Raw genomic sequence first — 11,831 nt, forward strand, 5'->3', positions numbered from 1 at the left:
CTAACACCGAATGTCTGACAATTACTGTGACGCGGGCGACCTCGGGTGGCGGCCGCGGTCGGTCAGCCGAGGCCTTCGGGGGTGACCAGGCAGAACGGATGTCCGACCGGATCGGCGTACACGCGGTAGCCGATGGGCTTGTCGGAACCGTCGAGGAGGGTGCCGCCGAGGGCGAGCACTTCCCGCTCGGTTTCGTCGAGATCGGTCACGAGCAGATCGAGGTGCAGCTGCTGCGCGGGCTCGCCCCGGAGCCAGTCCGGGCGGACGTGGTGGTCGGTGCGATGAAGTGCGAGGTCCGGCTGCCCGTCGCCCAGTGCGAGGTTCACGTGGTCGGCGCTGTCCTTGGTCCGGCTCACGCCCAGGAGCGCCTCGTAGAAAGGTGCGAGGGCCTGCGGGTCGGGGCAGTCCACCACCACGACGGCGATCCTTGGCCGCGGGCTTCGAATATGACGCATATCACATCCTATTTGTCCGATTACCGGGGTTCCCGGCGCCGACATGCTGCGGACGTACACATGGTCGACACCGGGAGGATTCCATGACCGAAGACAAAGCGGCGCCGCAGTTTCCGATGGCTCGGGCGGCGGGATGTCCGCTCGCGCCGGCGCCGGAACTGACCAGGCTGGCCGAACTCGATCCGGTGTCACGGGTGAGGTTGTGGGACGGCAGTACGCCGTGGCTGGTCACGCGGCACGAAGACGTGCGTGCGGTGCTGGCCGACCCGCGCGTCAGCGTCGATGCCACGCAACCCGCCTTTCCGCACACCAACCCGGTGAGCAAGGCCCGCGACACCCGGATGAAAACGCTGATGCAGATGGACGCGCCGGAACACGCCGCCCAGCGACGGCTGCTGACGCCGGAGTTCACGGTCAAGAAGATGGAGGTCCTGCGGCCCCGGATCCAGCGGATCGTCGACGACCTCGTCGACGAGATGCTCGCCGGTCCCCGGCCGGTCGATCTGGTCGAGGCGTTCGCGCTCCCGGCCCCGTCGCGGGTGATCTGCGAACTGCTGGGCGTGCCCTACGCCGACCGCGCCTACTTCCAGGGCGTGGCGCGCACGCTCGTCATGGACGAAGGCGATCCCCGAAAAGCCATGGCCGCCAGCGAAGAACTGAACACCTACCTGGAGAACCTGGTGCTGGAGCGGGGCGCCGACCCCGGCGAAGACCTGATCAGCGCCTTGACCGTCGGGCAATTCCGGACCGGCGCGATGACCTCACGCGAGATCGCGATGCTGGGCCAGCTGCTCCTGGTCGCCGGGCACGACACGACCGCGAGCATGATCACCTTGGGCACGATCGCGCTCCTGGCCCATCCGGAGCAGCTCCATGCCGTTCGGGACAGCGGAGATCCCGCGGTGGTGGCCAACGCCGTGGAAGAACTCCTGCGCCACCTGTCGGTCACCCATACCGAAGCCCGCCGTGTCGCGCGGGAAGACCTGGAGATCGGCGGCCGGCTCATCCGCGCCGGCGAGGGCATCATCGCGGTGAAGAGCACTGCGAACCGGGACCACGCCGTCTTCCCGGACCCCGGCACCCTCGACGTCCACCGCAAGACCCGGCACCATCTCGCTTTCGGCTACGGCAAGCATCTGTGCCTGGGCGCTCCGCTGGCGCGGGTGGAGCTTCAGGTCGTCTACGGCACGCTTTTCCGGCGCGTACCGACGCTGACATTGGCGAAACCGTTGAGTGACTTGGAGTTCGACGAGAACGCGATCTTCTACACGGTGCGGGAGCTGCCCGTCACCTGGTGATACGGAGGAGGGCGGCGACGTTCCCAATGTCGCATTCGAGACGCTCAGCGACTCAAATGCGACATTGGGAACCAGGATGGTCCTTACCGCTCACGAGTCCAGGGTTTCGGAGACGGCGCGCATGGCACGCCCGACCGCCTTCAGGTCCTCCGGCTCGATCGCGTCGACGAAGTGCTCGCGGACGGTGCGGAGGTTGTCCGGCGCCGCACGGCGCAGGGTCTCGTGCCCCTCGTCGGTGAGCCGTGCGCGCACGCCTCGACCGTCGTCGGTGGTCGTTTCCCGCTGGACCAGGCCGCGGACCTCCAGCCCGTTGACGCGATGCGAGAGCCGGCTCCGCGAGTAGTACGCCGATTTCGCGAGGTCCGCCATGCGCATCGAGCCGCCGGTGGCTTCGGACAGCCGCACCAGGAGTTCGTACTCCGCCAGGGAAAGCCCGTGCTGCTCGCGCAGCCGCCGGTCGAGCAGGTCGACGAACCGGACGGATCCTTCGATGAACGCACGCCAGTCGCGCTGCTGGTCGGTGTCGAGCCAGTTGGTCACGGTGCCCACGGTAACAGTTGACGCCTTCAACCACTTCGGTCTAGCTTTGGTTGAAGACTTCAACTAGATGGGGATCGTGATGACGAACGAAGCCTGGGTGATTCAGGAGAAGGACGCGGAGGTCGTCGAGAAGCCCGCGTTGTGGTTGCTGGCCGACGGCGAGCACACCGGCGGATTCCTCGGCGCGAACCGGCTTTCCTTACCCGCCGGGGAACCCGGCACGAAACCGCACTATCACAAGAAATCCGCGGAGGCCTTTTACGTGCTCGACGGGGCGCTGCGGATGTTGGTCGGCACCGAGACGGTCACGGTGGAGCGAGGCGGTTACGTGGTGGTCCCGCCGGGTGTCCGGCACGCCTTCGCCGCGCCGTCGGACATCGCCGCGGACGTCCTCATCACGTTGGCGCCCGGCGTCGAACGGTTCGACTATTTCCGTGTCCTGCCGGAGATCCTGCGCGGAAACGTCGCGCCGGAAGAGATCGAGCGCATTCACGAACGGTACGACGTCCACTTCGTCGACGCGCCGGAATGGGAGTGACCGGCGCTCCCGCTCAGGTGGAGCGCTGCTGTCGTTCCGCGGTTTCCCGTTGTCCGAGGTGATGGAGCATGACGCCGTGGTTCACGCGGCGGCCGAGGGTGACCGGGTCGTGTTCGCCCAAAGCGGTCACTGAAGCCTCGACGAGTGCTTGTTGCTGGTGTGCCGCTTCGCGGACGTTGCCGGAGTCGAGCAAAAGGTACGCAAGCAGGCTTTGGCTGAACAGGGTTTCCGAGTCGGTCGCGCCGAGCGCGCGGGTGCATTCGTCCTTCGCGGCGCGCAGCTCACGTTCGGCCTCGTCCAGGCGGCCGGCCCGGTGCAGGGCGAAGCCGAGAAGATTCCGTGCCTGCAACGTTTCCCGGTGATCGGCGCCGAACCGGCTCGCGGCGCGAGTGACGGCCTCCTGGCGTGTCGGGATCGAATCATTCTCCGACATACTGCCTCCCCTGATGTCGAAATACCCACTCGATTCGAGAGTACCGACATTTTCGACCTCTATCCTTTCGCCGTGTCCACCAGAGAAGGAGCGTCGGCCGACATGATCCGGACGCTGTGGCGGCGGATCGTGGACGTGCTGCGAGAACACGCCCCGGCCACCGCGCGCACGATCCGCCATCCGGGGCCGGTGGAAGATGTCCGCGCTCTCGAAAGCGTTGTCGGACTTCCTTTTCCGGCGGATCTCGTCGAATGGTGGGCGCTCATGGACGGAATCGACGATGGATACGATCAGCGAGCCGGGGATCTCGTGCCGAACGGCTTCGTACCCCTTTCGGTCACGCGAGCTCGCGAGGAATACGAGCGGCTCACCGAGTCGACCGCCACGGATCCGACGTGCTGCGGTCCGGACCGGACGCATCGGAACCGGGCAGGCGACGACGGCGGGCCGTTCTGTTCGGCGATGGTTCCCTTCTGCCGCGACCTGACCGGCGCCGTCTTGTGCGTTGACCTGCGCGATGGTGACGACCACGGCATGCTCGTGACGATGGCGCCCGGGGACGGTTTCGGCGCGACCCACTGGGGCAGCGTGACCGAGATGCTCGCCGAGATCGCCGAACGGCTCGAGGCGTATGCGCGCGGAGCCGAACTTCCCTACGGGGAGAAGCATCCGACGGTCGACCCTGAGGGAAAGATCCACTGGACCGAGTCGGCGGGCTAGGAGGCGTTGAGGCGGTCAGCCAGCTTCTCGCGGAGCTTGCTGCCTTCGGACCGGCCGAGCCGGTCGCAGAGGCCCAGTGCGCGTTCCCGGTCGTCGCGGGCCGACGCCGCGTCGCCCATCTCCTCGGCCACGGCGGCCCTGTCGCAGAGCGTGTCGATCTGGGCCTGCGTCAGCCCGATGCGTTCGTAGACCTCTTCGGCCTCGGTCAGGCGGCGGCGCGCGTTCGCATGGTCGCCCTGGCGGCGCAGGAACTTCCCGGATTCCTGGAGCGCGCGGGCCTGGCCCATCCCCGCGCCGTGGCGGCGGAACAGGTCGAGTGCCGTCTCGCAGTGGGAGAGCGCCCGGTCGATCGAGTCCAGCGCGGCCAGGTTCTGGGCCGAGCGCAGCAGGACGTACGCGTAGTTGGTGTCGTCCACCGGAGTGCGCGAGCCGCCGTGTTCCTGCGCGAAGTAGCGGACACACGCGTCGAACTCTTCGGCGGCGTCGTCGAACCGGCCGTTCCGGTACCAGTACGAGGCCCGCATCGTCCGCGCCACGTGGACCCCGAGCGGGTAGCCCGCTTCTTCGAACAGGCGCGCCGCCTCGTCGAACAGCTCGGGCGACGTGGCGAGACTGGTGTCGCGGGCGTGGGCGCTGGTCACGTACACCCGGGCCCAGCCCTGCTCGCGGCGATCGTCCGCCTCCTCTGCGGCGGCCCAGGCCCGCCGGGCCGTCTCGACGGACTCTTCCGCCTGATCGCACAGCGAAGCCTGCACCCAGGCCAGATAGTTCAGATGGACGGCCTCGTCCCGCTTGCTGCCGATCGCGACGGCCGAGTCCACGGCGAGCGCGAACACGGCGTACCAGGTGCTCGCCGTCCCGCCGATCTCCGAGTACCAGTGCATGGACTCGGCCAGGTCGAGGACCGGCCGGTGATCGCCCCGGGCGGCGAGGCTCTCGACCGCGGCGAGCCAGTTCTTCAGCTCGACCTCCAGCCATCGGCCCGCTCTGGAGTGATCGTCGAACGACGGCGTGGCGGCCGGGAGCGGGCTGACCCCGTCGGTCGGATGGAAGTAGCGCCCCGCCGCGGTCGCGGTGCGCACCAGCCAGCAGGCCAGCCGGTTCTCCGCGGCCTCGACGACTTCGGGTGCTTCTTCCCGGGCGAGCCGTTCGGTCGCGAAAACCCGCAGGAGATCGTGGAACTGGTACCGACCGTTCTCCGGCGACGTCTGGAGCAGGCTCGCGTCGGCCAGTTCCTCCAGGAAGACGGCGGCCTCGTCCTCGTCGGAGGCTTCGACGAGCGTCATCGCGGCCCCGACGGAGAAGTCCGCGGCCGGGACGAGCGAAAGCCGCCGGAACACCGCGGCGGCGTTGGGGCTGAGCTGGCGGTACGAAAGTTCGAACACGCTGCGCACGTCGAGATCGCCGGCGGTCAGCGTGGTCAGCCGCCTGCTGCGGTCGCGGAGCTGATCCACCAGGCGCGTCAGCGGCCAGGTGGGACGGCTCGCCAGCCGGTTGCCCGCGATCCGCAGCGCCAGCGGTAGCCGCCCGCACAGCTCGACCAGTTCGAGCGCCGCCTGCCGTTCCCGTGCGACCCGGCTCGCTCCGACGATGGCCGACAGCAGGACGAGCGCGTCGTCCTCGCCGAAGACGTCGACGGGGAGACGGCTCGCTCCTTCGAGCCCCACCAGCATCTGACGGCCGGTGATCAGGGTGAGGCAGCGGGGCCCGCCGACCAGCAGCGGGCGGACCTGGGCTTCGTCGGCCGCGTCGTCCAGCACGATCAGGGTGGCCCGGTCCTGGAGGAGGGAGCGGCACAGACTCGCCCGGTCCTCCGGATCGGCGGGGATGCGGACGGCGTCGATGCCCAGCGAGCGCAGGATCAGGTGCAGCACGTCCGCCGGATTCGTCGCTTCGGCGGACATCCCGCGCAGCTTCAGGAAAAGCCTGCCGTCGGGGAAGTCGACGGCGAGATTGTGCGCCGCGCGGACGGCGAGCGTCGTCTTGCCGGTACCGGGAGGTCCGCTCAGGATCGCGACCCGGCCCGACCGGCGGCGGCCGTCGCGCAGATCGGCGGCAAGGGCGCGCAACGCGTCGAGATCGCGTTCGCGTCCGGTGAGGTCGTCGACGTCCGCAGGCAGGACGCCGATCAGCGGTGACCCGTAGATCCCGAGGGGCGCGGGCGCGGCGACCGGCCGGGCGCGTCCCTGCCTCGCGGCCTTTTGCAGGGTGGTCAGCTCTTCGTCGGTCAGGGACAGCGACGCGGCGAGAGCTTCGATCGTCCGCCGCTGGGGACTCTTGGCGACCCCTCGCTCCATGTCGCTGATGGCCCGGACACTCACCCCGGACCCTTCGGCGAGTTCTTCCTGCGTGAGGTTCGCACGAACGCGGTGACCCTTCAGCAGCGACTTGAACGTCGTGGTCGCCCGTCCCGAGGCGGCGTTCGTCATGGGGCGAATTATCCACGTTCGGCGGGATCGCCTCCGATGACAGCGATCACTCCGGCGAGGTCTCGTAGCGGGTGGTGATCGCGATGGCGCGCTCGTGCAGGGAAGCACGCAACCACTGCGGCGACAGGGCTTCCGCGTCGGTGGCGAGCTGCCACAACGCCCATTCGGCGTGCCGGGCGTCCTGGAAGGTCACCTCCATCCGCAGCCACTCGTCCGCGTCGGTTTCCTCGGTGAGGACGGCCAGCGCGGTGCCCACCAGCTCTTCCCGCCGCGCCGGGCGCACCCGTGCCAGCACGGCGACCTGGTCGCCGCCGGTCCGGAACCGGGTGCTGCGCTCCTGCCAGGCGCGGTCGAGGTCGACCCGGTCCGCCCGGTGCGCGGGTTCGGGGAGTTCCTCGGCGGCCCGCAGCCGGGAGAGCCGGTAGGTGCGGTCTTCGCCGGCCCTCGTGGCCAGCAGATAACCCTGATCGCGGACGGTGACCAGGCCGATCGGGTCCACCGTGCGCCATTGCGGTTTCCGGCCCGCGGCCGCGTAGTGGATGCGCAGCTTGTGCCCGGCGAACACCGCGCGCCGGACCTCGGCCACGATCGCGTCGGGCACCTCCTCGGCGGCCACCCGGCGCGCGAGGAGGTCGGTCTCCGGGTCGACGAGCAGGCGCCGGGCCGCGCCCGCCGCGGTGTCACGCTGGGTTTCGGGCAGGGCGTCGACCACCTTGAGCATGGCGGAGGCGAGCGCCGAACCGAGGCCGAACGCCTGCGCGCCGCGCCGCGACCCGGCGATCAGCAGGGCGAGCGCCTCGTCGTGGTTCAGCCCGGTCAGCTCGGTCTGAAAACCGGGTAGCAGAGCGAAACCGCCGTGCCTGCCGCGTTCGGCGTAGACCGGGACGCCCGCCGCGGACAGCGCCTCGATGTCGCGCAGCACGGTGCGGGTGGAGACCTCCAGCTCGCGCGCCAGCGTCGCCGCGGACAGCCGGCCGCGGTGGCGCAGCAGCAACACCAGGGAGACCAGCCGGTCGGCGCGCATGCGAAAACTCTAACGGAATACACGACACAGGATGTCGTGTATTCGCTGCGAAGCTGCTCCCCATGACAAGCAGGACTGTGGCCACCGAGCCGAACGATCTGGGCAGGTTCTTCATCGAACGCGGCAACGCGGGTGAAGTCGAGGGGCTCGTGGCGTTGTACGAACCGGACGCCGTGCTGGCGTTCCCGCCGGGCAACCTCGCGACCGGGCACGCGGAGATCCGCAAGGTGTACGAGGAGTTCGTCGCGGCCGCGCCGGAACTCCTGCCGGGCAGGCAGCATCCGGCACTGGTGAGCGGGGATCTGGCGCTCACGGCGTCCACCCTGACCACCGGCGAGATGACCGTCGAGGTCGCCCGTCGTCAGCCGGACGGGTCCTGGCTCTGGGCCCTGGACCAGCCGGTGTTCGTGCCGTAATCGGGCGGTTCGCCGGTGACGGGCGCGAACCCGTCACCGGCGAACGGCGTCAGACCGTGCAGTTCCTCGACGTACCGGTGTTCACCTTGGCCCCGGTGAACTCCTCGATGATCGCGATGTTCTCCGGCGCGTAGTTCTTGGCGACTATCTTGGCCACGTCCGCGCTGCCGAGTTTGGCCGCGTAGGGCTCGGATTGATCCAGCCAGTACGCGGCGCGGAGAAACTCCACGAGCACGAATTCACGCAATTCCGGCTGGCCCTTGATCTTGGCCCAGTAATCGGGATACTTCGCCTTGGCGACCCGCAGATAGAGCTGGAGATAGCGGATGTTCGTGGCGACGATGTCCCTGGCGTTGCTCGCGCCGACTCCTTGGATGAACTCGGCGACGACGGACGCCGCGGGCAATCCCATGAGTCCCGCGTTGAGTTCCGCGATGACTCCTTGGATTTTGTACGACCCCTGCTGCTGGTCCCGCAGATAGATGTCGTCCATCGACTTGGTGAGATTGTCCGTGATCAGCGGCAGAATCTCGCGGCGGGCGAATCCGCCGTGGATCGGGACCTTCATCGCCTTGCGGGAGGCGTTGATCCACGCCGAGACGTACACGTCCCACGAGGTTCTCGAAGGATCCAGGTCCCACATGTGGGTTTCCTCGTGGATCGCCACCATCAGGGACTCGGCGAGCCCGTTGAAACTGGTCTTGGTGACGAACTGGCTGAAGTACTTGTCCTTGGCCTGGGCGATCGCGAGGCCCTCGCCGCTGGGCCATCGCCGTTTGTACACACCTTGGATCGTCTGCAACCACTTCGAAGACGTGAAAGCGGCCTTTATGTCACTTACATCGGCTTTCGGCTGCGAAGGCTCTTCATAACATATGGGAGCCAGTACTTTCGTCGTGTCCTGGGCGGACGCGGGGGCGGTCAATTGAGTGAGGGACAGAGCGAGGCATGCGGTCAGTACGGTAATACGATTGCGCATAGGGACCTCGGTTCACGGTAGGGGTTTTCCGTGGGTCGGAACGCAGTGTCCCCTGATCGTCACCGTTTCCTCAATGATCCAGCCCGTACTGCGGCTGGACAGGCTAGGAATTATGGCGGCGAACGGCCGAATCGTCAGTGGTGTTCCCGCCGTTTCCGGCCAGCCGGGATCGGCGCATGCCGTAGCCGAAGTAAATGAGCAGGCCGAGCGCCATCCAGCCGCCGAAGACGATCCAAGTGGCGCCGTCGAGACTGAGCATCATGTAGCCGCAGCACAGCACCCCGAGGATCGGCGTGACAGGGGAGAACGGCACGCGGAACGAGCGCGGCGCTTCCGGCTGACGACGTCGCAGCAGCAGGACGGCGATGTTCACCAGCCCGAAGGCGAACAGAGTGCCGATGCTCGTGGCGTCGGCCAGTTTCCCGAGCGGGATGAACGCGGCCAGCGTCGCGACGAAACCGGAGACCACCAGGGTGTTGATCCGCGGGGTGCCGGTCTTGGCGTCCACTTTGGACAGCGCCGCCGGGACCATGCCGTCACGGGACATCGAGAACAGGATGCGCGTCTGCCCGTAGAGGACGGTCAGCACCACGCTCGAGATCGCCACGATCGCGCCGACGGCGAGCAGCGCCGCCCACAGCGGGTTGTCGGACACGGCGCCGAGCACGTGCGAGAGCGCGGCTTCCTGGCCGTCGAACTCCTGCCACGGCAGCGCGCCGACGGCGGCGACGGCGACCAGGCAGTACAGCACGGTGACGATGGCGAGCGAGAGCAGGATCGCCCGCGGCAGGTCCCGCTGCGGGTTCTTCGCCTCCTCGCCCGCGGTGGAGGCCGCGTCGAACCCGATGTAGGAGAAGAACAGTTTCGCGCCGCCGGCACTCAGCCCGGCCAGGCCGAGCGGCAGGAACGGGGTGAAGTTCGCCGCGCGGACGGCGGTGAACGCGATCGCGCAGAACAGCACCAGTGTGCCGATCTTGATCACGACCATGATCGCGTTGGCCCGCGCGCTCTCCTTCGCGCCGGAGAGCAGCAGGACCATGGCGAGCAGGACCACGACGATGGCCGGGACGTTGACGATCCCGCCCGAACCCGGCGGCTGGCTCAACGCGTCGGGGATGGCGAAACCGAACGTCAGCCGCAGCAGCTCGTTGAGATACTGCCCCCAGCCGACGGCGACCGACGCCACCGAGACGCCGTATTCGAGCACCAGGCACCAGCCGCAGACCCAGGCGACCAGCTCGCCGAGGGTGGCGTACGCGTAGGAGTAGGACGAACCGGACACCGGGATCATCCCGGCGAGTTCGGCGTACGAAAGCGCCGAGAACAGCGCGGTGACGCCGGCGAGCACGAACGACAGCACGACCGCGGGGCCCGCCACGGGGACCGCTTCGCCGAGCACGACGAAGATCCCGCTGCCCAGCGTCGCGCCGATGCTGAGCATGGTCAGCTGGCTGAGACCGAGGGAGCGCTTCAGCGTGCCGTGATCGCTCTCGGCGATCAGGTCGGCGACCGGTTTCCGCCGCACCGCCGCGGCTCGCAGATTCATGCCGACGACCGTATCTGCCGCCCCGCGTGCCCTCCGCAGGGTGGCCTGGAGGGTGTCGCGAAAGCCACTTTCAGGACATCAGATGTCCTGAAAGTGGCTTTCGCGACACCCTCGACCCGCGGCCGGGCCGAGGGGCGGCGAGGGATGAGCGGGTCCCGAGCGCCTCGCCCGGGACGCTCACCGTCTCGAACGTGGCGCTCGGGACTTATTGAGCAGAAAGGCAAAGGTGTCTTGGCTGAGCCTATGCGGTGAAGTACTTCTCGAGGTGGTCTGAGTCGGCCTACGGGGGCCACTTGGCGTTCGAATGTCCATAAAGGACGCCTATCGAAGGCCAGATGTCCGTTTGATGTCTATATGCCTGAATTCGCACGCGGGTCGTGAGTGGTAAAGAGCGTTAGAACGCTCTTTACCACTCACGACCCTCTCGTACGACTACGCAAAGCGCCCAAATCAGGCACTTCGATCCCGGCTAGTGTCCTCTATAGACGGTCGTGTCCCGGGTTCGGTGCTGGCGACTCATCCAGCTTGATCGATCAGAGCGACGGTCACCGAAGGGCGCATTCCAGGATCAACTTAAGCTACGTGGCATGGGGTTCTAACCCTCTTTGTCGCTCACAACCCCAGTGCAAAGCGCCTAAAACGGACACTTCGCCCGGCGGGATGTCCCTTGTGGACGGCTGGCTGGGGTTCCCGTGAGCCGGTTCGGGCCGCGCCGCGAAGGCCCTGTTGAGAAGCCGATGGCGAGGGCTTGCTCGGCCGCGGACTCGATCGCGACACCTTTGCCTTACCCCTCAATAACGTGGCTTTCGCGACACCCGAACCCGACGGACACGTGAGCAATCGAGCACGACACGTTTGCCATACCCCTCAAGAGATCCCTGCGCGAACAGGTCCGACCAGCTGCCGGTCGTGTACCCGGCGCCAGAGCGCCAAGGAGACCACCGCGCCGCACAGGCAGAGGAACATGTCCCACTGGGTGTCCCAGACATCTCCTTGGGTGGCCAGGAAATTGTCCGCGCCCGACCCGGCGAGGAGCGCGCTGAACCACTCCACGAACTCGAAACAGGCCGAGATCGCCAGGCAGACGCAGACGGTCAGGAAAGCGACCCACCCGCCAGGTCGCAGCGGTGTCCGGCGCAGTAGCACCTCGCGGACGGCGATCGCGGGGACGAAGCTCTGGACGAAATGGGCGAACCGGTCGTAGTTGTTCCGCTGGGTGCCCAGCCACTCCTACACCCATTCCCCGACGGGGGTCTCGGTGTAGGTGTACTGCCCGCCGTAGCACAACACGATCGCGTGAAACACCAGCAGCCAGCAGAGCAGCCGGGTCAAGGGGAAGCGTCCGCGCAGCGCCACCACCAGCGGTAACCCGATCATGACCCAGACGACTTCCAGTAGCCACGTGCCTGGCGACTTCGCCTGGATCCCGGTCACCACGAGTGCCGTGAGCACC

11 protein-coding genes and 1 pseudogene are annotated in these 11,831 nt (G+C 67.7%); 4 read left to right on the forward strand and 8 right to left on the reverse strand.

Translation table 11 applies throughout. From position 1 onward, the window contains the following. Positions 1 to 62 precede the first annotated feature (62 nt). Positions 63 to 416 (reverse strand): VOC family protein, encoded by a 354-nt coding sequence (locus B0293_RS13800; RefSeq protein WP_005165808.1) that lies wholly within the window; start codon positions 414 to 416, stop codon positions 63 to 65. 122 nt (positions 417 to 538) lie between these two features. Here B0293_RS13800 and B0293_RS13805 point away from each other — a divergent pair, with 122 nt between their 5' ends. Continuing rightward, the gene (locus B0293_RS13805; RefSeq protein ID WP_005165806.1) at positions 539 to 1,753 is read left to right on the forward strand and encodes a cytochrome P450; all 1,215 of its coding nucleotides are present in this window, start codon (positions 539 to 541) and stop codon (positions 1,751 to 1,753) included. 90 nt (positions 1,754 to 1,843) lie between these two features. On the opposite strand, the gene B0293_RS13810 is transcribed toward B0293_RS13805, so the two are convergent. Next, positions 1,844 to 2,293: a MarR family winged helix-turn-helix transcriptional regulator gene (locus B0293_RS13810; protein WP_245192095.1), complete on the reverse strand. Its 450-nt coding sequence runs from the start codon at positions 2,291 to 2,293 to the stop codon at positions 1,844 to 1,846. Between the two features lie 79 nt (positions 2,294 to 2,372). Between B0293_RS13810 and B0293_RS13815 the strand changes: the two genes are divergently transcribed. Further along, on the forward strand, positions 2,373 to 2,831 hold the full coding sequence (locus B0293_RS13815) for a cupin domain-containing protein (protein WP_143254563.1): 459 nt from the start codon (positions 2,373 to 2,375) through the stop codon (positions 2,829 to 2,831). 13 nt (positions 2,832 to 2,844) lie between these two features. On the opposite strand, the gene B0293_RS13820 is transcribed toward B0293_RS13815, so the two are convergent. Further along, the gene (locus tag B0293_RS13820; protein WP_005165801.1) at positions 2,845 to 3,264 is read right to left on the reverse strand and encodes a tetratricopeptide repeat protein; all 420 of its coding nucleotides are present in this window, start codon (positions 3,262 to 3,264) and stop codon (positions 2,845 to 2,847) included. Positions 3,265 to 3,336: 72 nt separating this feature from the next. Between B0293_RS13820 and B0293_RS13825 the strand changes: the two genes are divergently transcribed. Continuing rightward, on the forward strand, positions 3,337 to 3,984 hold the full coding sequence (locus tag B0293_RS13825; RefSeq protein WP_245192093.1) for an SMI1/KNR4 family protein: 648 nt from the start codon (positions 3,337 to 3,339) through the stop codon (positions 3,982 to 3,984). Here B0293_RS13825 and B0293_RS13830 read toward each other — a convergent pair. Beyond that, positions 3,981 to 6,413: an ATP-binding protein gene (locus B0293_RS13830; RefSeq protein WP_005165798.1), complete on the reverse strand. Its 2,433-nt coding sequence runs from the start codon at positions 6,411 to 6,413 to the stop codon at positions 3,981 to 3,983. The genes B0293_RS13825 and B0293_RS13830 overlap by 4 nt on opposite strands. A gap of 46 nt (positions 6,414 to 6,459) precedes the next feature. Further along, positions 6,460 to 7,437, reverse strand: coding sequence for a helix-turn-helix transcriptional regulator (locus tag B0293_RS13835; RefSeq protein WP_005165797.1), 978 nt, complete (start codon positions 7,435 to 7,437; stop codon positions 6,460 to 6,462). A gap of 77 nt (positions 7,438 to 7,514) precedes the next feature. Between B0293_RS13835 and B0293_RS13840 the strand changes: the two genes are divergently transcribed. After that, positions 7,515 to 7,853: a YybH family protein gene (locus tag B0293_RS13840; RefSeq protein WP_005165795.1), complete on the forward strand. Its 339-nt coding sequence runs from the start codon at positions 7,515 to 7,517 to the stop codon at positions 7,851 to 7,853. Positions 7,854 to 7,902: 49 nt separating this feature from the next. Here B0293_RS13840 and B0293_RS13845 read toward each other — a convergent pair whose 3' ends face one another. The 3 genes and pseudogenes from B0293_RS13845 to B0293_RS13855 form a co-directional block, all read right to left on the reverse strand. After that, positions 7,903 to 8,637, reverse strand: coding sequence for a hypothetical protein (locus B0293_RS13845; protein ID WP_005165793.1), 735 nt, complete (start codon positions 8,635 to 8,637; stop codon positions 7,903 to 7,905). Positions 8,638 to 8,935: 298 nt separating this feature from the next. Further along, a complete protein-coding gene (locus B0293_RS13850) occupies positions 8,936 to 10,378 on the reverse strand; it encodes an amino acid permease (RefSeq protein WP_005165792.1) in 1,443 nt (480 codons plus the stop codon). 867 nt (positions 10,379 to 11,245) lie between these two features. Beyond that, positions 11,246 to 11,755, reverse strand: a pseudogene (locus B0293_RS13855) (DUF2238 domain-containing protein). Between the last annotated feature and the right edge of the window lie 76 nt (positions 11,756 to 11,831).

The organism is Amycolatopsis azurea DSM 43854 (assembly GCF_001995215.1).
Taxonomy (GTDB): Bacteria; Actinomycetota; Actinomycetes; order Mycobacteriales; family Pseudonocardiaceae; genus Amycolatopsis; species Amycolatopsis azurea.

What these genes read in the sequence shown, in the direction of transcription:
- B0293_RS13805 (WP_005165806.1), top strand. Translation starts at nt 539, where the DNA reads ATGACCGAAGACAAAGCGGCGCCGCAGTTTCCGATGGCTCGGGCGGCG.
- B0293_RS13815 (WP_143254563.1), top strand. Translation starts at nt 2,373, where the DNA reads ATGACGAACGAAGCCTGGGTGATTCAGGAGAAGGACGCGGAGGTCGTC.
- B0293_RS13820 (WP_005165801.1), bottom strand. Translation starts at nt 3,264, where the DNA reads ATGTCGGAGAATGATTCGATCCCGACACGCCAGGAGGCCGTCACTCGC.
- B0293_RS13830 (WP_005165798.1), bottom strand. Translation starts at nt 6,413, where the DNA reads ATGACGAACGCCGCCTCGGGACGGGCGACCACGACGTTCAAGTCGCTG.
- B0293_RS13835 (WP_005165797.1), bottom strand. Translation starts at nt 7,437, where the DNA reads ATGCGCGCCGACCGGCTGGTCTCCCTGGTGTTGCTGCTGCGCCACCGC.
- B0293_RS13850 (WP_005165792.1), bottom strand. Translation starts at nt 10,378, where the DNA reads ATGAATCTGCGAGCCGCGGCGGTGCGGCGGAAACCGGTCGCCGACCTG.